The organism is Cupriavidus sp. HE11 (genome assembly GCF_056097175.1).
Map to the genome: position 1 here is coordinate 1,780,674 of NZ_CP184465.1, position 23,055 is coordinate 1,803,728.

20 protein-coding genes are annotated in these 23,055 nt (G+C 64.5%); 11 read left to right on the top strand and 9 right to left on the bottom strand.

Features of this window, described 5'->3' with window-relative positions; all coding sequences use genetic code 11:
- Window positions 1–483 precede the first annotated feature (483 nt).
- Window positions 484–2,874: an autotransporter family protein gene (locus ACOABP_RS25315; RefSeq protein ID WP_474228407.1), complete on the top strand. Its 2,391-nt coding sequence runs from the start codon at window positions 484–486 to the stop codon at window positions 2,872–2,874.
- Between the two features lie 161 nt (window positions 2,875–3,035).
- Here ACOABP_RS25315 and ACOABP_RS25320 read toward each other — a convergent pair whose 3' ends face one another.
- The 3 genes from ACOABP_RS25320 to ACOABP_RS25330 are packed head-to-tail and all read right to left on the bottom strand — an operon-like array spanning window position 3,036 to window position 8,807.
- Window positions 3,036–4,538 (bottom strand): efflux transporter outer membrane subunit, encoded by a 1,503-nt coding sequence (locus ACOABP_RS25320; protein ID WP_474228408.1) that lies wholly within the window; start codon window positions 4,536–4,538, stop codon window positions 3,036–3,038.
- Window positions 4,538–7,657, bottom strand: a complete 3,120-nt coding sequence (locus tag ACOABP_RS25325; protein WP_474228409.1) for an efflux RND transporter permease subunit — start codon at window positions 7,655–7,657, stop codon at window positions 4,538–4,540. Before ACOABP_RS25325 ends, ACOABP_RS25320 begins: the two co-directional genes overlap by 1 nt.
- A complete protein-coding gene (locus ACOABP_RS25330) occupies window positions 7,650–8,807 on the bottom strand; it encodes an efflux RND transporter periplasmic adaptor subunit (protein ID WP_474228410.1) in 1,158 nt (385 codons plus the stop codon). The genes ACOABP_RS25325 and ACOABP_RS25330 overlap by 8 nt, the downstream gene beginning before the upstream one ends.
- A 176-nt stretch (window positions 8,808–8,983) precedes the next feature.
- On the opposite strand from ACOABP_RS25330, the gene ACOABP_RS25335 reads away from it, so the two are divergent.
- From ACOABP_RS25335 to ACOABP_RS25345, 3 genes are all read left to right on the top strand, one after another.
- On the top strand, window positions 8,984–9,661 hold the full coding sequence (locus ACOABP_RS25335) for a response regulator transcription factor (RefSeq protein WP_474228411.1): 678 nt from the start codon (window positions 8,984–8,986) through the stop codon (window positions 9,659–9,661).
- Window position 9,662: 1 nt separating this feature from the next.
- On the top strand, window positions 9,663–11,075 hold the full coding sequence (locus ACOABP_RS25340) for a sensor histidine kinase (protein WP_474228413.1): 1,413 nt from the start codon (window positions 9,663–9,665) through the stop codon (window positions 11,073–11,075).
- A 228-nt stretch (window positions 11,076–11,303) separates the two neighbouring features.
- Window positions 11,304–11,516: a hypothetical protein gene (locus ACOABP_RS25345; protein ID WP_474228415.1), complete on the top strand. Its 213-nt coding sequence runs from the start codon at window positions 11,304–11,306 to the stop codon at window positions 11,514–11,516.
- 168 nt (window positions 11,517–11,684) lie between these two features.
- Here ACOABP_RS25345 and ACOABP_RS25350 read toward each other — a convergent pair whose 3' ends face one another.
- Both ACOABP_RS25350 and ACOABP_RS25355 read right to left on the bottom strand, forming a co-directional pair.
- Entirely contained in the window at window positions 11,685–12,326 is a 642-nt protein-coding gene (locus tag ACOABP_RS25350) for a DUF1109 domain-containing protein (protein WP_474228416.1), read from the bottom strand.
- Window positions 12,323–12,895 (bottom strand): sigma-70 family RNA polymerase sigma factor, encoded by a 573-nt coding sequence (locus tag ACOABP_RS25355; RefSeq protein ID WP_474228418.1) that lies wholly within the window; start codon window positions 12,893–12,895, stop codon window positions 12,323–12,325. Before ACOABP_RS25355 ends, ACOABP_RS25350 begins: the two co-directional genes overlap by 4 nt.
- Window positions 12,896–13,165: 270 nt before the next feature.
- On the opposite strand from ACOABP_RS25355, the gene ACOABP_RS25360 reads away from it, so the two are divergent.
- The 3 genes from ACOABP_RS25360 to ACOABP_RS25370 all read left to right on the top strand — a co-directional run bounded on the left by ACOABP_RS25360 (window position 13,166) and on the right by ACOABP_RS25370 (window position 14,943).
- The gene (locus ACOABP_RS25360) at window positions 13,166–13,438 is read left to right on the top strand and encodes a pentapeptide MXKDX repeat protein (RefSeq protein ID WP_474228420.1); all 273 of its coding nucleotides are present in this window, start codon (window positions 13,166–13,168) and stop codon (window positions 13,436–13,438) included.
- 81 nt (window positions 13,439–13,519) lie between these two features.
- Complete coding sequence (locus ACOABP_RS25365) at window positions 13,520–14,146, top strand: cytochrome b/b6 domain-containing protein (RefSeq protein ID WP_474228421.1); 627 nt, start codon at window positions 13,520–13,522, stop codon at window positions 14,144–14,146.
- Between the two features lie 44 nt (window positions 14,147–14,190).
- The gene (locus tag ACOABP_RS25370) at window positions 14,191–14,943 is read left to right on the top strand and encodes a molybdopterin-dependent oxidoreductase (RefSeq protein WP_474230545.1); all 753 of its coding nucleotides are present in this window, start codon (window positions 14,191–14,193) and stop codon (window positions 14,941–14,943) included.
- A gap of 836 nt (window positions 14,944–15,779) precedes the next feature.
- Here ACOABP_RS25370 and ACOABP_RS25375 read toward each other — a convergent pair.
- Both ACOABP_RS25375 and ACOABP_RS25380 read right to left on the bottom strand, forming a co-directional pair.
- Window positions 15,780–16,181, bottom strand: a complete 402-nt coding sequence (locus ACOABP_RS25375) for a GFA family protein (RefSeq protein WP_474228423.1) — start codon at window positions 16,179–16,181, stop codon at window positions 15,780–15,782.
- 16 nt (window positions 16,182–16,197) lie between these two features.
- Window positions 16,198–16,539: a winged helix-turn-helix transcriptional regulator gene (locus ACOABP_RS25380; RefSeq protein ID WP_066742370.1), complete on the bottom strand. Its 342-nt coding sequence runs from the start codon at window positions 16,537–16,539 to the stop codon at window positions 16,198–16,200.
- Between the two features lie 107 nt (window positions 16,540–16,646).
- Between ACOABP_RS25380 and ACOABP_RS25385 the strand changes: the two genes are divergently transcribed.
- Complete coding sequence (locus tag ACOABP_RS25385; RefSeq protein ID WP_474228426.1) at window positions 16,647–17,672, top strand: NADPH:quinone reductase; 1,026 nt, start codon at window positions 16,647–16,649, stop codon at window positions 17,670–17,672.
- Window positions 17,673–17,705: 33 nt separating this feature from the next.
- Here ACOABP_RS25385 and ACOABP_RS25390 read toward each other — a convergent pair whose 3' ends face one another.
- On the bottom strand, window positions 17,706–18,959 hold the full coding sequence (locus ACOABP_RS25390; protein WP_474228427.1) for a cupin domain-containing protein: 1,254 nt from the start codon (window positions 18,957–18,959) through the stop codon (window positions 17,706–17,708).
- Between the two features lie 432 nt (window positions 18,960–19,391).
- Here ACOABP_RS25390 and ACOABP_RS25395 point away from each other — a divergent pair, with 432 nt between their 5' ends.
- A complete protein-coding gene (locus ACOABP_RS25395) occupies window positions 19,392–19,775 on the top strand; it encodes an EF-hand domain-containing protein (protein WP_474228429.1) in 384 nt (127 codons plus the stop codon).
- Between the two features lie 65 nt (window positions 19,776–19,840).
- Here ACOABP_RS25395 and ACOABP_RS25400 read toward each other — a convergent pair whose 3' ends face one another.
- Window positions 19,841–20,011, bottom strand: coding sequence for a hypothetical protein (locus ACOABP_RS25400; protein WP_474228431.1), 171 nt, complete (start codon window positions 20,009–20,011; stop codon window positions 19,841–19,843).
- Between the two features lie 345 nt (window positions 20,012–20,356).
- On the opposite strand from ACOABP_RS25400, the gene ACOABP_RS25405 reads away from it, so the two are divergent.
- Together ACOABP_RS25405 and ACOABP_RS25410 are read left to right on the top strand one after the other, a co-directional pair.
- Window positions 20,357–21,427: a sensor histidine kinase gene (locus ACOABP_RS25405; protein WP_474228433.1), complete on the top strand. Its 1,071-nt coding sequence runs from the start codon at window positions 20,357–20,359 to the stop codon at window positions 21,425–21,427.
- A 218-nt stretch (window positions 21,428–21,645) separates the two neighbouring features.
- Complete coding sequence (locus tag ACOABP_RS25410; RefSeq protein ID WP_474228435.1) at window positions 21,646–22,941, top strand: MFS transporter; 1,296 nt, start codon at window positions 21,646–21,648, stop codon at window positions 22,939–22,941.
- The last annotated feature ends 114 nt before the right edge of the window (window positions 22,942–23,055 follow it).

A 23,055-nucleotide genomic window follows, 5' to 3' on the forward strand; every position in this document is an offset into this window, starting at 1 on the left:
AGGGGTAGTTCAGTGCAGTACAAATTTTGTCGTGGAATCCGGCAGGGCGGCGCTCGCGCGCCGCAAGCGTCCTCCATCACTCTCGCCGTCGCGCTGTTGTTTCCGGTGTGCGCTTCGGCCGCCGAGTATCTGGTCAGCAATGAGGCCGAGTTGCACACAGCACTCACGGCCGCCGCTGCGGACCCCGATGCGACGGCCACGATCCGCCTGACCGGGGACGTGACGCTCGTGCTGTCCGCCGCATCGACATTTGCCGTTGCCAACAAGCCGATCACCCTTGATACGAATGGCTTTGTACTGACACGAAACGCGAACGCCTCCTTTCGAATCAGTGACACCATGATTTTCAATGGGACGTATGTGGGGGGGACAGGCACCGCGCCTGGCACAGGTCTGTTCGTGGCTGGGGGCACCTCCATCAATAACGGCTCGGTCACCGGAGGGACCCGGACGACTAGCGGCGCCGGCGGCATCGGTGTTCTCATGTCCCTTGCCGGGATGACCCTGATCAACAACGGCGCCATCAAGGGGGGCGGGACGACCTCTGGTGCTGGCGGCGTGGGTGTTAGCTACCTCGGCGCCGGCAATCTCGTCAACGCTGCATCGGGCACGATCGACGGCGGCGACGGCGTTGGCGGGGCTGGCGTGGGCATCACGTTCTCTGCGGGGGCTAGCGTCGTGAACCAGGGCACGATTCGTGGCGGGAACGACCTGAACGGAGGCGCGGGGGCTGCCGCCATACGCTTCACGAGCGGCACCATATCGATCGAAAACAGCGGACTGATCGCGGGCGGCCGCGGTGCCGTGGCGATCAACACGACCGGTACCGCCGCCATCACGATGGTCAACTCAGGCACGGTCCAGGCCGGCGATGGTGCTGCCAACGCAATCGTGTTCGGATCCACGGCCACCAGCAGCGCCACGCTGGAACTGCAAGCCGGGTCCAACATCGTGGGCAACGTCGTGGCCAGCGCAACGGGCACCAACGACACCTTCCGCCTGGGCGGTGCCACCAATGACGTGTTCGACGTCTCGACCATCGGCGACACGGCGCAGTACCGCTACTTCGACAAGTTCGAGAAGGCCGGTGCGAGCACCTGGTCGCTGATCGGCACCGGCACGGTTACCACCCCGTGGACGATCAACGAGGGCACGCTGCAGATCGGCAATGGTGGCACCAGCGGCAGCCTGGCTAGCAATGTCGTGGTCAACAGCGGTGCCACGCTGGCGTTCAACCGCTCGGACACCTACACCTTCGGCAACCTCATCTCGGGTACTGGCGGTGTGGCGCAGAATGGCACGGGTACCACGGTATTCAATACTGCCCAGACCTACACTGGCCCTACCACCGTCAACCTCGGCACGCTGGCCATTGATGGCTCGATCACCAGCCCGGTGACGGTGAACGCCGCCGGTACGCTGTCGGGCATCGGCACGATCTTCGGCAATGTCACCAACACCGGTACGGTTACACTCGGCGGTGGCTCGGGCGTGCTGACCGTCGCCGGTAACTACATCGGTAACGGCGGCACCGTGCGCGTGAACACTGTGCTTGGCGGCGATTCGTCGGCCACCGGCCGTCTGGTGGTAACGGGCGATACGTCGGGCACCAGCCTGGTCCGTGTGGCCAATGTCGGCGGCACTGGCGCGCTGACTTCGGAGGGTATCAAGATCATCGACGTGCAGGGCGCATCGAACGGTACTTTCACCCTGGCTGGCGACTATACGTTCCAGGGCCAGCAAGCCATCGTGGCTGGCGCATACGGGTATCGGCTGTTCAAGAATGGCGCGTCCACGCCGACGGATGGTGACTGGTACCTGCGCTCGACGCTGCTGGACCCGGCCGTTGTCGGCACTACGGCAGCGGCCGCCTCCGGCCCGCTGCTGGCTCCGACCGTGCCGCTGTACGAAGCCTATTCCAGCGTGCTGCAACGCCTCAACGAACTGGGCACGCTCCAGCAGCGCGTAGGCAATCGTTCGTGGTCGCCCAACGCCTCGGTGCAGGCCGAACAGGAAGCCGGCAAGCCGATCATCGGCCGGGGTGCCTGGGCACGTGTGGAAGGCTCGAACACCCATATCGATCCGATCACCAGCACCACCAGCGCCAGCTACAACGTCCGCATGTGGAAGTTCGAAGGCGGTGTGGACGCACCGGTCGTCCAGAACCAGGCCGGCACGCTGGTGGTGGGTCCGACCTTCCATTACGGCATTGCCAACTCCAGCGTCTCGTCGATGTTCGGCAACGGTGCCGTGGATTCCACGGGCTACGGCTTTGGCGGCACGGCGACGTGGTATGGCAACAATGGCGCGTACGTCGATGCCCGCGCCACGGTGACCTGGTACGACACCGATATCCGCTCGTCGACGCTTGGCACCAAGCTGGCCAACGGCAATCGCGGCAGCGGCGTGGCGACCAGCGTGGAAGCCGGCCACCAGCTCGCGCTGGGCGGCAACTGGTCGATCACACCGCAGGTGCAGCTTGCCTGGTCGCAGGTGCGCTTCGACGCGTTCACCGACCAGTACGGCGCCAACGTGTCGCGTGACAACGGCAACAGCCTGGTCTCGCGCCTGGGCGTGTCGCTGGACCACGAGACCAAGTGGACGGCGGCCAACGGCAAGACCAGCCGCTCGCACGTCTACGGCATCACCAACCTGTACTACGACTTCCTGCACGGCACGTCGGCGCGCGTGGCCGATATCAGCGTGGTCAGCAAGGAACAGGCGCTGTGGGCCGGCCTGGGCATCGGTGCATCGATGAACTGGAACGACGACCGCTACACGGTCTATGGCGAACTGCTGGCGCGCACCAGCGTGCAGAACTTCGGCGACAGCAATGCGATTGGCGCCAAGCTGGGCGTGCGTTATCGCTGGTAAGCCCGCACTGGTCATGTGCAGATGTTCCGCGCCGCTGTGCGCGGGATGTTCTTGCGATACCGGAGCGTCGAGCCACGTCCTTCGTGACGTGGCTTTTTTTCGTCTGCTATCAGGGAGACGAACGAACAACGCGGCGGTGCGGCGCGGTGGAAAATCCGTCCTTACTGTGGAGCGGGTGGGGGCGCAGGCGTCGCGGCGCCGGTTGTGTCCGGCTCGGCTGCCCAGCCGCCGCCCAGCGCCTGCATCAGTGCGACCGTGTCGGCGTAGCGGCTGGCACGTGCCTGCACCAGCGTGATCGCCGCTTGACGGTAGCTCTGCTCGGCCAGCATCACCGCGGGATAGTTGATCGACCCGGCCTTCCATTGGTGCTGTGCAATATCGAAGCTGCGGAAGGCGGCGCGTTCGGCGTCGGACGAGGTGCGCAATGCGCGTGCGTCGACCTGGATCGCGGTCAGTGTGTCGGCAACGTTCTGGTAGGCACCGATCACGATGCTGCGGTACTGGGCGGACGCCTGCTTGTAGGCCTGCTCGGCGGCGCGCTGCTGGTGCAGGAGCGTGCCGCCCTTGAAGATGGGTTGCATCAAGCCTGCCGAGATGCCCCAGAAACCGGTGCCTGCGGCGAAGAGGTTGCCAAGCGCCTGCGACGAGCTGCCCAGGCTGGCCGTCAACGTGATGTTGGGCAGCCGCGCCGCGGTGGCCACGCCGATCTGGGCACTGGCCACATGCATCTGGGCTTCCGCCGCGCGAATGTCGGGACGCCGGCCAACCAGTGCCGACGGCAGGCTCACCGGCAGATCGGTCGGCAGGGTCAGCGTGCCGAACTCGAACTGCTGCGACACCGGATCGCTGGGCAGCCTGCCGACCAGCGCGGCCAGCACGTTGCGCTGCTGGGCCAGCTGTTTTTCCAGCGGCGGCAAGGTGGCTTCGGCTTGCGCCACCGTGGCCTCTTGTGCAGCGACTTCCGCCGCGCCAACCAGTCCGGCTTGCCGTTGCTTGCGCACGGCGTCCAGTTGCCGCGTGGCCAACCCGATGATGTCGTGCGTGGCAGCGATCTGTGCCCGCAGCGAAGCCTCCTGGATCGCCGCGTTGACCACGTTTGTCGTCAGCGTCAGGTATGCCGCCTGCCACTGGAAGCGCGCCACTTCCGCCTGCGCCACGCCGGCCTCCACCTGCCGGCGCGTACCGCCAAAGACGTCGGGTACGTATGACACGCTCAGTTGTGCCGTATGCAGCGTGAAGAGATCGCTGTTGTCGGAAAGCGGACTGGCAACGATCTGCGCGATCTTCTGCCGAGAAGGAGAGTACTCCGCGTCCACGCTGGGGAAGAAGGCGCCACGCTGCGCGGCCACATTTTCGCGGGCCGCGCGCAACGCCGCTTCCATGGCCTCAAGGTCGGGATTGACGCGCAGCGCCGTCTCGACAAGCGCATTCAGTTCGCTGGATCCGAACATCGTCCACCATTGTGCCGGCACGTCCTGTCCCGGAACGAACCGCTGCGCGGTGCCGTCGGTAGTGGTTGCCGCAACGGTTTCCGCAGGCAGGTCGCTGGTGCCATAGCGCGCGATGTCGGGCGCTGCGGGGCGCTTGAAATCCGGGCCCACCGCGCAGCCGGCGGCGGACAACGCCAGCAATGCCACCACGCCTGTCGATGCGATGCGTCCCATCACAGTTCTCCTTCGCTGGCCGGGTCCAGATTGACGGGCCGCTCCGTGCGCACTTGCCTGGCCGCACGAACTTCGATCAGGTAGTAGAGCGCCGGCAGCAGCACCAGCGTCAGCGCCGTCGCCGTGACGAGCCCGCCCACCACCACCGTGGCCAGCGGACGTTGTACGTCGCTGCCCAGGCCATGGGCCAAGGCGGCGGGAATGAGGCCCAGCGCCGCCACGGTTGCCGTCATGAGCACGGGCCGCATGCGCTCGCCCGCTGCCTGTATCACCGCGCGCTTCAGGTCCACGCCCGGTGTGTCGCGCCAGCGGTTCAGGTTGGCAATCATGATGATTGCGTTGAGCACGGCCACGCCGAACAGCGCAATGAAACCAACGGCCGACGAGACGTTGAGCGTCATGCCGCGCAGATGCAACGCCACGAGCCCGCCGAGCGTGGCCAACGGCACGGCCATCAGGATCAGTGCGGGCTGCCGCAGGTTCTTGAACTCGCCGAAGAGCAGGACGAACATCAGCGCCAGCACCATCGGCAGGATGACGGCCAGGCGCGCCTGCGCACGCTGCTGGTTCTCGAACTGCCCGCCCCAGGCTACCTGGAAGCGGGTGTGGTCATAGGGTACGTGCTGGTCGATCCGCTCGTGCGCTTCTTCGAGGAACGAAGCCAGGTCGCGCCCACGCAGGTTCAGCCGCACGGTCAGATGGCGCTTGTTCATCTCGCGTGTGATCGTGGTCTCCCCTTGGGCCAGGTGGATGTGTGCCACTTGCGCCAAGGCCACGTGGGCGCCGTTGGCGGCGGTCAGCATGAGATTGCCGATGGCCTCGGGCGAATTGCGCGAGGTGCTGAGAAAGCGCGCCACCACGTCGTAGCTGCGGTCCTCGACGAATACCTGCGTCACCGGGCTGCCGCCGATACCAGTCTGGATCAGGGCCATCACATCGGCCACGTTGATCCCCAGCCGGGCGGCGGCGGCACGGTCCACGTCGATGCGCACCTGGGGCAACGGCGGCTCCTGGTCGATGATCACATCCTCTGCACCGGGCACATTGCGCAGCACGCGCGTGATCGCGTCGGCGATGCGGCGGGTTTCGACAAAGTCGTTGCCGTAGACCTTGACCACGAGATCGCTATGCGCGCCGGCAAGCTTGTCCAGCACGCCGTCGATCATTGGTTGCGAGAACCCGACGTGCGTGCCGGGCAGCTCGCGGAACCGCGCCGCCATGGCCGCGATCAACTGCTGCTTGTCGCGCCCGGTCTTCCACGTGTCGTACGGATGCAGGGTCACGGCCGTCTCGATATGCGACGGCGTGAATGGGTCCGTGCCTTCGTCGTTGCGGCCCACCTGTGTCACCACGTGCTCGACTTCAGGAAACTCCAGCGTCGCGGCACGAAGGTTGTCGGCCATCTGACCGGCCTTGTCGAGCGAAATGCCGGGCGGCAGCGTGACCTGGAGCCAGATGGAGCCTTCGTCCAGATAGGGCAGGAAGTCGCGGCCGATGGTGGCGCCCAGGATCATCACCCCCACCAGCGTGGCGCCGGCGACGCCAAGCGCCAGCCGCGTGCGGCCTACCAGCCCGTCCAGTACGGATTCGTAGCGCGGCGCGAGCCACACCAGCACTGGATTGTGGAAGACCTTGCGCGGGTTGCGATATGCCCAGTAGGCCAGGCCGGGGATCAGAAGCAATGCCACCAGCAGTGCGCCGAACAGGGCGAAGCCGACCGCGAAAGCCATCGGCGAGAACAGCTTGTATTCGATGCGCTGGAAAGCGAACAGCGGCAGGTAGGCCGTGATGATCACCACCATGCCGAAGAAGATGGGGCGCGCCACCTGGAGCACGGCCTGCATGATGTCGCGGCCGGTCAGCACGCGGCCGGCCTCTTCCTCTCGGCGCCGCAGGATGTTCTCCATCACGACGATAGCGCCATCCACGATGATGCCGAAGTCGATCGCGCCAAGCGAAAGCAGGTTGGCCGGAATCCGGAAGTGGTGCATCAGGATGAATGCCATCAGCAGCGACAGCGGGATCGTGATCGCGACGATCACTGCGGCCCGCGGGCTGCCAAGGAAAAGCAGCAGCACGAGCGACACGAGCACCATGCCTTCGAGCAGCGTCTTGCCGACGGTATGCACGGTGGCATCAACGAGGTTGCTGCGGTCGATGTAGGCCACGACCTTGACATCCTTGGGCAGGATGTTGTCGTTCAGGTCGCGTACGGCGTCGTGCACGCCGGCCATCACGCGCGACGGGTTCTCGTTCTTGAGCAGCAGCGTGATGCCCTGGATCGTGTCCGGATTATTGTCCATGCCCAGGATGCCGTGGCGCTGCGGGTTGCCCAGTACCACGCGGCCCAGGTCCTTGACCAGCACCGGCACGCCGTTCTTCTGCGTGACGACGATATTGCCGAGGTCGTCGAGGTTGTGGATCAGGCCGACGCCGCGCACCACCAGGCCTTGCTCGCCACGGTCCAGGATGCTGCCGCCGGCGTTGGCGTTGTTCGCCGTGATGGCCTGCGTGATCTGGTTCAGCGACAGGCCGTACTTGTTCAGCATGACGGGGTCGAAGTCGAGCATGAACTGCGTCGTCAGGCCGCCAAAGTTGGCCACGTCCACGACGCCGGACACTTGCTTGAGGCGCGGGATGACCTTCCAGAACTGCAGTTCCGACAGCTCGCGCAGGGTGCGCGTTTTCGAAACCAGCGTGTAGCGATAGATTTCGCCGATCGGGGACGTCAGCGGATCGAGCGTCGGCTGCGCGCCGTAAGGCAACGATACGCCGGCGATGCGCTCCTGCAGGCGCTGGCGCGACCAGTAGTCTTCTGCGCCGTCCTGGAAGACTACCGTGATGAGGGACAGCCCGAACGTGCTCTTTGACCGCATCACGTGCATGCCCGGCACACCCATGATCTCGCGCTCCAGCGGGATCGTGATCTGCTGCTCCACCTCTTCGGCTGCCAGGCCGTTGACCTGGGTGACGACCTGCGATGTGGTATCGGCAATGTCGGGATAGGCTTCGAGCGGCAGCTGCTTCCATGCATACCAGCCGTACAACGCTACCATCAGGAAAACCAGCGCGACGATGCCGCGCCGGTTGAAGCAAAGGGTGACCAGGCGCTCAATCATTCAGCAGCACCCCTTCCTTGACCACTACGCGGTCGCCGGCCGCCAGGCCCGACGTCACTTCCGTGCGGTCACCAAGTTGCGCGCCGAGCTTGACGACGCGGGGTTCGAACTGCCAGGGAGCGATCTCCACGAAGGCGCGCGTGTAGAAGCCGCTCTGCACGACGGCCGACATGGGCACCACGATGCCCGCATGCGGCTCCGACAGGAACGTCGCCTGGGCAAACATGCCAGGCTTGAGCCGGCCGGCGGGGTTGTCCAACAGCATGCGAACCTTGGTCGTGCGGGTATCCGGATCGAGGATCTCGCTGACGAACCGGACCTTGGCAGCCGTCGGGTCGGGATAGGCGTCGAACCGGACCGTTACGGACTGGCCCACGTAAAGCTGGGCGAGGTCTTTTTCCTGGGCGTTGGCTGTTACGAATACGTGCGACAGATCGGCAACGGTCATCAGCGGCGCCGTCGTGTCGTTCCAATATCCGCCGAGGGCCGCTACCAGGTCTACCACGCGACCCGCGATCGGCGCGCGCACGGTAAGCAGGCGATTGCCTGCCGATGGCGCGGCACTCGCGCCGCGCGCGCCGAGTTGCACCAGCCGGGCGCGCGCGCGTTCGGCTTCGCTGGCGGCCTGGTCGTAGTCGCTCTGGGCCTGTTCGAGATCGCGCCGGACGGCGATATCCGATTTGTCCAGTTCGCGCTGGCGATCGAGGTTGCGCCGGGCCATCGCCAGCGCTGCGTTGGCCTTCGCCGCATCGCTGTTGGCCTGCGCAAGATCCGCGGAGTCAATTGTGAAGAGCACATCGCCCGGCTTCACTTCGTCGCCAAGCTGCTTGTTCAGCGTGACGATGCGTCCGGCAAGGGGTGTCAGCACCTTGACCATCCTGGCCGGGTCGGCCTCGACCACGGCGGGCAGCATGAAGGGCGCGGCCACGCTTTCGCGGGAAGCGGTGGCGACGGCCAGCGTGCGACGCAATGGCGATTTTTCCGGCACGATCAGCCGACCGCCTTCGCGCAGGATGGCGGGGGTGACGTCGTCCTTCGGCTGCGCGTCCTTGGCATGCGCCGACCACAGGATGGCGCCGATCAGGACAAGCACGACAAGTCCGACGAGCCAGAAGGCAGGACGCCCGCGAAGGGCCGGCCTGTTGATCATGATTTACTCCGAGGCGGTTGCGTAGGAAGATATGGAGCCGGCACATGCGGTTCTTGCCGGAAATGGTACCGAGCCCTATCGCGAGACACCCTGAATTCTTCTTCAGGGACGGCAGCTCAACGGTTCCGGCGCCAAGTGTGCTGCTAGAATCTGCGGCGATCTGGAAAGGTGGACCCATGAGGATCCTGTTGGTTGACGATGACCAGAAGGCGGCCAGGTTACTGGCGCGTGGTCTGCAGGAAGAGGGCTATGAGGTGGAAGTCGCCCATTCGGCCGAGGCCGCCGCTGCCTACAGCGGCACCGCCTTTCAACTGCTTGTTCTCGACTGGATGCTGCCGGGCAAGAGCGGCGTGGCCTACTGCCAGGAGCTTCGCGCGCAAGGCGTGCGTACACCGATTCTGATGCTCACGGCGCGCGATGGCATCGTCGACCGTATTGCCGGACTGGACACCGGCGCCGACGACTATCTGACCAAGCCATTCGTCTTCGAGGAACTGCTCGCGCATATCCGCGCGTTGCTGCGTCGGGTCGAGTTGGCGCAGCCAGTGCCGCTGGCGCTGGGCGACCTGGTCATCGATCCCCAGCGGCGGATTGTCACGCGCGCAGGAGGTCGGCTGGTGCTGACTCCGAAGGAATATGCGATTCTGGTTCTGCTGGTAGAGCGGGCGGGGGCGGTGGTAAGCCGCGCCCAGCTTGCCGAGCACATCTGGCATGAGGACCTGATCGCCATCGACAACCTTATCGACGTGCATATGAAGAACCTGCGCCGCAAACTGGACCCGCCCGGAATGCCGGCGCTGATCCAGACCGTGCGTGGCCAGGGTTTCCGCATCGATGCGGCGGGAGTCCAGTAACGTGTTGAGTTTCCGGCAGCGGTTGGTGCTGACGCACTGGGCAGTGATCGTGGTGATCGTGGCCTGCACCGCGTTTGCCGCCTGGTGGCAGCTCTCGCGGCTGGTTCACGGCCAGCTCGATGCCGCGTTGCTGGCCTTGGCGGAAACCGAGGCCAGCATGCTGGCCGATGGCGGAAACCAGCCGATCCGGGTGCACGAGCGGCCGGGCGACACCGCGCCGCCTTCGCTGGTCCGCCTGGACCGGCTCGTGCAGATTATCGACGGACAGGGGCGTGTATTGGCGCGCAGCGCGAACCTTGGCGAATCCAGCCTGCCCGCGCCCCCCCAACTACTGGCCGAACTGGCCGCCGGACAGGAAGTGTTCCAGACCTTGCCCCACTTTGGCGAGGAACCATTGCGCATGGTGTCGTTTCGCGCCGTCGCCGACGGCAGGCCCGTCATCGTCCAGGTGGCGGGGTCGCTCGACGACGTGCATCGTGTACTGGAATCGGCGACGTTGCTGTTCGGCGCGATGGCCGTCGCCCTGCTGGCGGCGGTGGGTGGCGCGGGGATGGTGCTGACGCGGCGTGCGTTCACCGCCATCCGGGATGTGGTCAGCCAGGCACGTCGCATCGGCGATGCCAACCTTGGTGAACGGCTGCCGCATCCCGGCACGTCGGACGAGATCGGCCAGCTGGTCGATACGCTGAACGAAATGCTCGACCGGCTGGAGCACGCATTCGACCGGCAACGGCGCTTTACCGCCGATGCATCGCACGAGTTGCGCTCGCCGCTGTCGCGGCTGCGCACCGAGATCGAGGTGGCCTTGCGCCGGCCGCGCGACGGGCAGGAATACGTGGACACGTTGCGTTCATGCCTTGACGAGGTTGGTCGTCTGACCCGGCTGATCGAGGAGCTACTGATGCTGGCGCGTTTCGACGCCGTGCAGGGCCGGCTCGCCGCCGATGCACAGCCGCTGGATGCGCTGGTCGCGGAGACGCTGCTGAGGGCCAAGGGCGCCGCCCACGAGCGGCAGGTCGAACTCGTCGCCCATGCCAGCGCCGTGAGCGGTGTGCGCGTGGCGCATGGCGCGCTGGGGCTGGTGCTGGCCAATCTCGTGGATAACGCACTGAAGTTCTCGCCCCCGGGCGGCACGATCACCGTCGACTGCAATGTCGAGGCGGACGATGCGTGGCTGTCCGTCCGCGACGAGGGGCCAGGCATCCCCGAGGAAGAGCTGCCCTACCTGTTCGACCGGTTCTTCCGGGGGGCCGATGCGCGTGCCTCGGCCAGCGACGGAGTTGGGCTTGGACTGGCCCTTTCGCAGTCGATCATCCATGCTTGTGGCGGCCATATCGATGCCGGGAACGCGCCGGAGGGCGGTGCCGTGTTTCGCGTCAGAATCCCCCTGGCTGCGTCGGGCGGTGCTTCCTGAAGAACAATTCAGTGTACGGCCCGCAATCCGGCGGGTAGGCTTCAGCCATCTCTACTTCGGAATGCCTCAAATGGACAGTGATCCCAGTCGATATTCACTAGCTGTCTGAGCAAGCCACTGCATTCGATGCCGCCGGCTTGCCTGAACCCCTGCAAGCCACGGTAGCGGCATCGCCCGCGCCGCTTCTCGCTATCCGCCCCGAACGCGCGGAAAGCCAAGGAGTCTGTCATGCGCAAGTTCCTCACTCAAAAATCGAGCGTATCGCCGCTCACCGCGCGGTTGTCATCGCCATTCCTGCGCAGCCCGGTCCAGCCGGACAACCGCCAGAGCACCACGTTCAGCCGCACCAGCCACGAAAGTGCTGGCCGTGCGGAAGGCGGTGCCATGACAAACCGCGATTTTGCCGACGCGGCCATCCGATATAGCCGCACGCTGTGGTAATTGCCATTCGTCGCATGCCGTGGCCCGGCGATGGGGAGTAATGCTGGATTCATGGGCTGGATTCAATGTCGCGGTGCGCATCGTGCATGGCAGATTGCGTCCCCACCTTTGACCGCGTGCGATCGTCCGCGTCGAGACAGGAATGACGAGATGCGGTCGGCGGGACAATTACCACCGAAGCAGTCGCGGCCCGATCAACGCGCCGATGGCGGTGGGCACCAGCATGCCGAGGACGTACCACACGCCCCAGAACGCCACGCCCATCTCCGGGCAGTGCAGGCAGTAGACCAGCGTGGCGAGCGCGCCAGACAGCAGGCCGCCCATGGCGCCTGCCAGCCGCAGCCGCGTTGGCGCCAGCCCGCGCAAGGCCCAGAAGATGGCGATAAACACGGGCACGGACAGCATGGCAATTGCGAACGGGCAGACGCGCCAGGTTTGTCCGAGTATTGCCGCAGTGCGTTCGCCAGCCGGCGTGCCGGCCAGCACATAGGCCGCACCGAGCCAGACGGCGGCGAACGGCACTGAAATGCAGGGCCAGCCCGCGCCGGTGGCCATGCCGGGACGCGCCAGCCGCGTCACCATCCACAAGGCACCCAGCAGCAGGGACAACGGCAACGCCACCTTGGCCCAGAACAGTGGCGTGACGGCGACTTCGGCCAGGTCGGCACGGAAATGCAGCGTGATGGACAGCAGCAGCAGCGCCATGGCTGCCCCTGCCATTATGGCGATGCCGAAACGGCGGCCGACCACGTGCCGGTCGACTGGCGCGACGCCGGTGGCTAGCATGGAAATCAGGTCGTCCGTGTTCATCGTGTTCCTCGAATCTTTGCCGCGAGCGCCTTCAGCCCGCGATGCACGCCCACCTTTACCGCCGATTCCGACATGCCGGTCAACTGCGCGGTTTCGCTGACCGATAACCCTTCCAGCTTGACGTGCACGATCGGCAGGCGCTGACGATCCGGTAGCTGGTCCAGCAGCAGGTTCAGATCGCGCTTTGCCTGCGCCGGCTCCAGGTCGGGTGCCGCCGCGACATCCTGCGCTGCGTCCAGCGGGTCGTTCAGCGCATCTTGCCGCCCATGCGCACGAAAATGATCGGCAAGCTTGTACCGGGCAATGGCATGCACCCAGGCCGTCAGGGGCTGTCCCGGCAGGTACGTGTGCCGCGCGTTGTGGACAGCCAGCAGCACTTCCTGGGTCAGGTCCTCGACTTCCCCCGCCTGCTGCGGCAGCCGATTGCGGAAATAGCCGCGCAGCATCGCGGACAGTTCGGTCAGGAATTGCGCGTACGCCCCCTGGTTGCCGGCCAGCCCACCTGTAAACAGGTCGAGCAGGCGAGACTCCCGCCGTTTCAGCAGATCCTGTTCGACAGTTCGCTCCATCGATCGCGTTGGTTACACGGGCTACGTTGATTTGCGCGAATTCTACGCTGCGGCGGCCATCGTGTGTGTTGCAAGGCGCTTCGGCGCTGTCACTTCCAACCAGCGCAGAAAAAATTTCCCGTGCGCTGTAACCGGATGCGCCGCCGCGTCGAATTTCTCACCAGACGCACACATCCCGTGTGAATCGGGTGCCCGCCGGTCATGGCGCGGCGCGATGTTTCGTCGGCCGGGGCGCTCCCGGTTCAAACGCAAGGTAACGAGGAGTCGAACATGAAGAAGATCGCAATCGCCGTGGTTTCCGCAATGCTCATGATGGGTGGCACGGCAGCATTCGCCCAAACCGGAGGGGCCATGTCCAAGGACGCGATGTCCAAGGATTCGATGGCCAAGGACAGCATGTCGAAGGATGCAATGTCCAAGGACGGCATGGCGAAGGACACCATGTCGAAGGACGCGATGTCCAAGGACAAGATGGCCAAGCCGAAGTCGCACGACAAGATGGGCAAGGAAGGCGATGCCATGTCAGGCGGAATGGGCAAGTAACGCTGGGCAAACTCGGCCAGGCGCCGGTGGCGGCATGCAATCGCCCACGGTGCCCGGCTTCAGGTTCTGGAGGAGGGCGAAATGGCACTCTCGCATGACGCAATCAACGTTCGCGTCGCCCCACGCAAGATCCAGCCGGGCTGGGTGCGCATCACGCACTGGCTCAATGCGCTGGCGGCCCTGGTCATGATGCTGTCCGGCTGGCGCATCTACAACGCTTCGCCGGTATTCCCGCCGTTCCGCTTTCCAGGCGACATCACGCTGGGCGGATGGCTGGGCGGCGCGCTGCAATGGCATTTCGCGGCCATGTGGCTGCTGTTCTTCAATGGCATCTTCTATCTGGGGATGAACCTCGCCACGGGTCGCTTTGCCCGCAAGTTCTTTCCACTGCGGCCGCGTGCCGTGCTGGACGACCTGGGCGCCGCGTTGCGCGGGCGCCTGTCCCACGCCGACCTCAGCCACTACAACGCGGTGCAGAAGCTCGCCTATCTGCTGGTGATGGTGGTGCTGCTCGTGCTGGTGCTGTCCGGCATTGCGATCTGGAAGCCCGTGCAGTTTCCGCTGCTGCGCGAGATGATGGGCGGCTACGAATTCGCGCGCGTGGTCCATTTTTGCGCCATGTCCCTGCTTGCCGCCTTTGTTGTGCTGCACGTGGTCATGGTGGCGCTGGTGCCGCGCAGCCTGCTGACGATGATCCGCGGACGATGACCCAACCTGGAGCATGAGTCGTGAACCCCAAATCTTCCAGACCCATGGCCATCGACCGCGAGTCGCTGGCCATCGACGTGCGGCGCGAACTCGACGCACCGTCGCGGCGCCTGTTCGGCAAGCGCATCCTCACACTTGGCGGGCTGGCCATGCTTGGCGGGTGCAGCCTGACCGACGATGCCTCGGTGGAAACGTTCCTGTCGCGGGTATCGCGCATGAACGACCGCGTGCAGGCGTGGCTATTCGATCCGAACCGGCTTGCCCCGACATATACCGAGGCGGACATCACGCGACCTTTCCCGTTCAATGCGTTCTACGGAATCGATGAAGTCACCGTGGTAAACGGTGATGACTTCCGGCTCAAGGTTGGCGGGCTGGTGCGGGAAAAAAGAAGCTGGACCCTGGAGGAGCTTTACGCGCTGCCCAAGGCCGAACAGATCACGCGCCATATCTGCGTGGAAGGCTGGAGCGCGATCGGGCGATGGGGCGGTACGCCGTTTGCCGGCTTCCTGCAGCGCATCGGCGCCGATACCACCGCAAAGTACGTGGGATTCCGTTGTGCCGATGACTACTACGAAAGCATCGACATGGCCACGGCGCTTCATCCCCAGACCTTGCTGACCTTCACGTACGACGGCGAGCGCCTGCCGCCAAAGTACGGTTTTCCGATGAAGCTGCGGATGCCGACCAAGCTCGGCTACAAGAATCCCAAGCACATCATGGAACTGTTCGTGACCAACACATTCCCGGGCGGCTATTGGGTGGACCAGGGTTACAACTGGTTTGGAGGCTCCTGACTCTCTGGCTTGCCAATACGGCGGTGTGCCCGCCATGGACAGTGATCTATCCGGACGTGCCTTGCGCTGACGCACGGGACCAATTCCACGACCACCCGAATGACCTGCCGCTAGGAAGGTGGTCGGGCCGGCTCCATTTGCCAGCCGCCGGGGCAGTGCCTGACATTCGGGTAATAGCCGTCGGGGTGGTCGCAGCGATATCGCCAGGCGCTTGCCGACGCCCCTTCAGAGCCGGCGGTCTTGCTGTTTTTCCCGGCGTACTGCGCCGGGGGAGCGGCGTAGCCGGAGTAGCCGGAGTCGACTGGGTAGTATGCCCAGGCGTCGTACGGGTACTCCCACGCGGCAGGCCACACCGAGCCTACCGCAAGAAACACGACGCGCCCACGGCCATGGCGGAAGCCGTCGTGACGAAAGGCGCCGTTGCCATGAAAACTGCGACCCTGCAGGCTCCCGCCAGGCATGCCCCCGCCGAAGCCTCCGCTGAAGCCACCGCTCGGGGCCCCGCCACGGCCGGCGGCCAGTGTCGGCGTGCTGGCTGCCATGGCGGCTCCCGCCAGCAATGCCAGGGCGATCCTGCGAAACCTGCACCCGTTCATGATGTGTCCCCTGCTTGGCTTTCTCGATCCCCGGCGCTTGCACTTCGCGTCGCCTTGCCTGGCTGGCGAAGTGCGCGCCGTTTATACCGTTAACCATTGAAGGGTAGGATTTATTCCCGCCATCTGCCGTACGGACGTCGGGTTCGAAACGTATCTTTTCCGTCACGCCGCGGTTGGAGCTGCTTTCGGTCCTGGCGTGGACCCCGCTGTTGGCCCCGCTGTTGGCCTGGAACCTGCCGCCTAATCGAGTTCGTCGTACTGTGGCAACTGGTCGGTGATGGCGTACCACGGCGCCTTTGAGCCCACGAAGATATGGGCGGTGGGGCGAATCGCGGGTGTGTCTGCCAGCGTTCCCAGGGTGACGTGCACGTATTTGCCATCGCGAACCACCGAGAACATAAGGCTTCCGCAAGTCTTGCAGTGCACGTCGTGCGATGCCTGCGCGTCGCCGAAGATCGATATGTTGCCTTCGCCTTGGGTGATACGCAGTTTGCCGCGTTCGATCCCGGCGAAGGGTTTGAATGCCGACCCCGTCGCGCGGCGGCAATTCGAACAGTGGCAGTTCAACGCATAGACAAATTCATCGTCCACCGCGTAACGGACAGCACCGCAAAGGCATCCGCCGGCCAGCAAAGGTTTCATGGGTGTTCCCCTGTGTCTAGCGACGCGCCGTTTGCTCCAGCCGTTCAATATAGGCGTCGCCCCATTTCTTCATCTCCGCCAGCACGGGCGCCAGCGTGGTGCCGAACTCGGTCAACGAGTATTCGACACGCGGAGGCACTTCCGCGAAAACCTCGCGGGTCACGATGCCGTCCGATTCAAGCTCGCGAAGCTGCAGCGTCAGCGAGCGCTGCGTGACATTTCCGATCAGGCGCTGCAATTCGCCGAACCGCTTGGTGCCATTCATCAGATAGTGGACGATCAAGGGCTTCCATTTGCCGCCCGCGACGTCGACCGTTGCCGCGACCGAGCACTGATACGCGGTAGCCGAAGAGGTCATGCCTGCTCCCAATAGGATACTTTTTATCCCTATATATCAAAGTTGTGCCTTCTTGTGGAAAAGCGGTCAACCGCCGATAGTCCGGGCTTTGTTGCGCTGGTCGTCGATTGGAGCCGACGGCGCTTGTTCAAGGAGCGAGATTGATGAAGGCGGCCTATTACGAACGGCAGGGCAAGGCATCCGACGTGCTGAAGCTCGGCGAGTTTCCAATTCCATTGCCCGGGCCTGGCGAAGTTCGGGTGCGGATCCATGCGTCTGGCCTGAACCCTAGCGATATCAAGGCGCGTACCGGCTTTTCTGGCCCGGCCGCATTTCCTCTGGTCATTCCGCATCAGGACGGTGCTGGCGTGATCGACGCGGTGGGTGCCGACGTGGCACCGGCACGCATCGGCGAACGGGTATGGCTGTTCGAAACACAGTATCGTCGCGCCTTTGGCACCGCGGCGGACCACGCCGTCGTTCCGGCCAGGCAAGCCGTTCCGCTGCCCGACAACGTATCGTTCGAAGTCGGCGCCTGTCTGGGCGTGCCTGCGCTGACCGCGCATCGCTGCCTGTTCGCGGACGGCGACATCAAGGGGCAGGCCATTCTGGTCCACGGGGGGGCGGGGGCGGTCGGGACTGCAGCCATCCTGCTGGCGAAATGGGCCGGCGCCTGGGTGGCGGCCACCGTCTCAACGCCCGCCCAGGCGGATGCCGCGCGACGCGCGGGAGCGGACATCGTTATCGATCGATGGTCGCAGGATGTGCCGGCGATCGTGATGTCCGAAACCAGGCAGAAGGGCGTCGACAGGATCGTGGACGTCAGCCTGCAAGACAATCTCGACGTCGATATGGGCTGCCTGGCCAACGGCGGCATCATCAGCGCCTATGCCGTGGCGGCTGCCAGCGATCACTTGCCGCTGCCTTTGCTGAAGGCCATGATTGGCGGCTGCACATTCCGGTTCGTCTATATCTACACCGTGCCCGAGGCGGCAAAGTCCGCAGCCGTTTCGGCGATCAGCCAATGTCTCGCGGATGGCGCCTATGCGCCGACGATAGGCATGCAGGTGTCGCTGGATGCCATCGTCGAAGCGCACGAGGCTCAGGAGTCCGGCCGCGTCATTGGCAAGATCATCGTCAAGCCCACGCCCTAGCTGTTCTGGGCGACGCTGGGCCCGCCCCCGCGTTCATGTCGGCACGATGTCGGGGCGGTCACGCGGGAACTGCGCCAGAGTCTCGGCGCTGATGTTCAGCGTCTGCATGACCATCTCGGGTGGCGTGTGCGCGAGCCAGTCTGACAGCGAGACCTCTGCGAAGTGGTCGGCCTTGAAGACCTCGACCATGATCAGGTCCGTGTTGCCAACGTTCTGCACGTAGTGGCCCAGCCCCTTCTTCACGTAGCCGATATCGCCGGCATTGAAGTCGGCAGTCATCGCCTTGGGGCCCGTGTCGAACACCGTCATGCGGCCCTTGCCCCGGATGTAGTACTGCCATTCATCGGCGTTCGGGTGCCAGTGCAGTTCACGCAGGCCGCCCGGGTGGACGGTGACCAGCGCCGCTGCAATGTTCTGCGAGATCTGGAAATTCCGGCTGTCGGCAATCTGCACACGTCCGCTGCGCGTCTTGCGCGCCGGCGTGGAGTCCGACAGCGAGAATGTCACTGGCACGGCGGGCGGGCCTTTCTTCGAAGCCGAGGCGCGCTGCGCGGCAGCGAGCGGGCCGGGTTCCTTGCCCTGGAAGATCCAGAGGTTATCGACGGGAATATTCCTGAACGACTCGGCAGGCACACCAAAGTTGGTGGCCAGCACGTCCGGCGGCGTGTGCGCGATCCAGTCGGTCACCAGCAGCGTGTTGAATTCCGATGCCATGCCGTTATCGAACGCGATCAGGAATTCCGCACCGGTGGCGCCCGCACCCTGCAGCGAATGAGGCAGGCCCGGCGGGAAGTACCAGAGGTCGCCGGCCTTGACGTCCTGCACCGAGGCGCGGCCTTCCTCGTCGAGCGTCGTGATGCGGCACTTGCCGTCGAGCATGATGGCCCATTCGGCCTGCTGGTGCCAGTGCATCTCGCGAATGCCCCCGGCCGACAGCCGCATGTTCACGCCCGAGATGTCTTTGGAGATGGCAAAGTCCTCCTGCGTGACCTCGCGCGCCCATCCACCGTCCTGGATCCGCTTGTGGGCATTGTTGAACGATGACCAGAATTGCGGCATGCCGTTGACGTCGGTGGCGGGCGCATCCTGGAACGACGGAAACTGCTGTGCCAGGGCATCGTTGCGCGGGCCAGGATCGGTCAACCCCTGCCGGTTGCGCGCGTTGATCGCGCCTTCGGGCGGACGGTCGGGATTGCCGAACGATGCGGCGTGCGCCGATGCTGCTGCCGCTGCAAACGCGGTGGTTGCCGCGCCGATCATTACCTTTCGCCTGGTCAGGTCAGTCATGATGAATTCCCTTTTTCCTTGATTGGGCAGTCCGGTGCGCGGGTCAGGAGACTGAAGCACGTGGACCGTGAATCAAGGTTAGGCAGCGACGTGGGCCTCGCCTATCAGACCATCACCATGGTGGCGCTATACGATGGTTTGCCGGCATGGGCCGCGACGACAATCAGGCGTTGCCGAAGGGTCGAGAAAAATCGTGGGACCGGCGGGGCAGGGCCGTTGCCGCAATCCGCAGGCCGTTGCCAAATCACATGGCGGGGAGGGGTTTTCCCTTGCGATGTCCCGAGGCATCAAACGACGGTCCCAAAATGTCAAATGGCCGGCCGATTTTTCGCCAATACTTGGAAGGATAGCCGCGCGGGTTTCGCTGTCCCGGAATTGCTCCGTTACAGCCGCCGGACCATCATCGCAAAAACGAAAAGTCGAGGAGAAAAAATGGACCGAATGAACTGCCTTGTTGCTGCCTTCGCCTTGTCGATCAGCCTTGCCAGCGGTTTGGCCAACGCACAGGCTTCGCAACCCATGGCGCCGGTGGCGCCGCCCGTCACTACCGATGTCAATGAGGTACCGCAGCCGCCCCAGGGGATGACGCCGGGCGATCGCAAGAAGTGGTTCATGGAACGGTTCAAGGCCGCGGACACCGATCACGACGGCAAACTGACCCGCGAAGAGGCCCGCGTCGGGATGCCGGAGGTCTACAAGCGTTTCGACAAGATCGACACCCGCAAGCGCGGCTACGTGACCGAGCGCCAGGTGGGCGCCGCCTGGTCAAAGATGATTCAGGACGATATGCAGAAGAAGAACCCGATCATCAATTAAGCCGAGCAAGCACCAGGCTGACGGCAGCCCGGTGCTTGCCGGGAACTCGTGTAGTGAGGGTTCCATTAATGATGGAAGCGCTTCCAGCGTTCGGACGACAGATGCGAAACGCCTGGCGAGGGCATGTTGCGTGGCGGATGCCGTGCCATCGGCGCGCCGCAAACCATTGAAAACAAAGCGGGAAACATCTGCATATTGCGGATCGGGAAAGTGCCGGGTATGATCCGTTCGCTCATGTAGTGTTCCCTGTATGAAATGCAGGCGGCAAAGGCGCACGTTGTGATGCATCGCAACGAAATGCTGCGCCGGCACTTCGCATCGATCCCGTGCCATAGGAACTGCATTGGCCAGCGATGGCCGGCATGACCATACCTTCGTATGACTGCCTGCCTATGGTGGTATGCGTCATCGTTCCAGATCGTCAGTCCGCCTACGACACCATTTAGCCAATCTTCATTTTGTAAATGCCGGCGCAAATGCCGGTATAGGGGCACTCACCTGCCGGGCTGATGGTGCGTTGCACGCAAACCATGGTGTCATTCGGCCGCGCCGTTCGGAGAAGCGGCAATCGGAGAATGACCATGACCATGGACACGGCTGCGCCACCAAACGTTTCTTCCCAGTCTTCCGTGTATGCGGGCCGGACCAACCGGGCAGCAATTGCCCTGTGGAGCGGTCACTGGTCGCGCATCGGGCGAATGTGGTACGCGGTGGCGCTGGCCATGCTGCTCCTGCTGCTTGCGGCGGAGTGGCCGGGTGCCAGTGGTTCCGCTGCCGCCGCGATGCCTCGCACCGGTATCCCGCTGACTGCCTTGCTGTTCTTTGGCGCCGGCGCGGGGCTGATCGTGGCGGTCTGCGTCCAACGCATGCTCAGGCTGGGTGCCGCCGTGGCGGCGCTGGCCGTGCAACTGGAGCAGTTGTCCGGCGCGGAGCCCGGACGAAACGAGCCATTGCCCGAGATGGGCGCTTCCCCGATAAACCAGCTGATTCGCGCGATCAACGACGCCCGGCGCCGGTGTGCCGAGCGCGAGTCGGAATGGCTGACGATGCAGGCATCGTGCGTTCACGACCTGCGCACGCCGCTGACGCGCATGGTGCTGCGTTGCGACCTGATCGAGGATGCGTCGCTGCGCGCCGCGATGGAGCGCGATCTGGACGAGATGCGCGAACTTGCCGAGGCCGGGCTGGCTTGCGCCCGCATGCAGAGCGGATTGGCGCAGAAGCTGCGGAAGGTCGACGCCGACGGCATGCTGGCGGTGCTGGTGCAGAACTATCGCGATGCGGGTTGCACGCTGTCGCTGGACGGGCTGGTGGGGCGGCCATTGGTCACGTGTCCGCACGCGCTGCGCCGCATCCTGGTCAATCTGGTCGACAACGCCTTCCGCTATGGCGACAACGTCCGCGTGCGGGTGCGCGCCGAAGGCGGGCGCCTGCACCTGGCCGTGCTCGATTCGGGACCGGGCATTGCCCCCGCTGAGCTGGACGCCGTGTTCATGCCCTGGTATCGATCGCCTGAAACCGCTGCACGCGGGCCGGGCAGCGGGCTGGGCCTGGCCATCGCCCGCCGGCTGGCCCAGGCCATTCGCGGCGACCTGGCACTGCGGAACCGGCACGAGGGCGGGCTCGAAGCGCGCCTGTCGTTGCCCCTGTGACGGCAACGCGTTCGGGCTTGCCGTGCCCGAACGCGCCCGCACCCTCGCTTCTTCCAGATAAATGCCGGGCGCCTCGCCCGGCATTTGCTTTTGCCGAACGCCTTCCTGGTCCGCCTTCGCAGGTGGAGCGGGCCCATCGGTGATTGCCGTGTCGAATTGATTGCCGGGCTGTATCATCACCGGTCGCCCCAGGCAGTACTTCAGAACGGCATTTAACGATGACAACAACCAATAAAATAAGTCAAACCTCGTTACCGGGTGCATGGCTTCCCGGCTGGTATGCGGAACTCGGCCCCGACGGCAAGCGCGCTTTCAAGGCGTCTTTTGCCGGCTGGGCGACCGATGCATTCGACTTCATGGTGTTCAGCTTCGTGCTGGCATCCCTGATCGATCTATGGGGGCTGGATCGCGGCAAGGCCGGGCTGCTGGGCACCGTTACCCTGATCTTCTCGTCGATCGGCGGCTGGATTGCCGGCATGCTGGCCGACCGCTACGGGCGCGTCAGGGTGCTGCAGTGGACCATTCTCTGGTTCTCGTTCTGCACGCTGGCGATCGGTTTTGCGCAGAACTTCGAGCAGATTTTCGTGTTGCGCGCGCTGCAGGGGCTGGGCTTCGGCGGCGAATGGGCGGTTGGCGCGGTGCTGATCGGTGAAATCATCGCACCGCAACACCGCGGGAAAGCGGTTGGGCTGGTACAGAGCGGCTGGGCGATAGGCTGGGGTATCGCGGCCATTCTCTACAGCATCGCATTCACATTGCTGCCCGAGTCCATTGCGTGGCGCAGCCTGTTCTGGGTGGGCATCCTGCCGGCGCTGCTGGTTCTCTACGTGCGCAGGCATGTGCCGGAACCGCAGGTCTTCGTTGCTGATTCTGCCAGGCGGGAGAAGGGCGGACGGGTCTCGGTATGGGCGATCTTCGCCCCGTCGCTGTTGCGCCGCACGGTGCTGGGCGCGCTGCTGTGTACCGGCATCCAGGGCGGCTTCTATGCGATGTCCACCTGGTTGCCCGCGTATCTGCGGATCGAGCGGCATCTGTCGGTATTCGATACAGGCGCCTATCTGTTCGTGATCATCGCGGGCTCGTTCTGCGGCTATGTCGTGGGTGCGTACCTGGCCGACTATTGGGGCCGGCGGCGCAACTTCATGATGTTCTCGGTGCTGTCGATGGTGTCGGTGTACCTGTACCTGACGCTTCCGCTGTCGAACCAGCAGATGCTGTGGCTGGGCTTTCCGCTGGGCTTCTCGTCATGCGGCATCTTCAGCGGCGTAGGCGCCTACCTGACGGAACTGTATCCGTCGGAATCGCGCGCGAACGGCCAGAGCTTTACCTACAACTTCGGCCGCGGCATCGGCGCGCTGTTTCCGGGACTGGTCGGGATACTGAGCCACTCCGTCAGCCTTGCCACGGCCATCACCATCTTCTCGGGCGCGGCCTACGGCGTGGTGCTGCTGACGGTGCTGTTGCTGCCGGAGACCAGGGGCGCCTCTCTGGAAGGGCAACCCGCCAGCGAGTAACGTCGCACCGAAGCAGCAGGATTTTGTATCACTACGTATCAGGCCGGACGACTGAAGCACGGTGATACGGGGACGCCATGCGGTGACACACCCGCGATACGTCCTCGTCGCCTA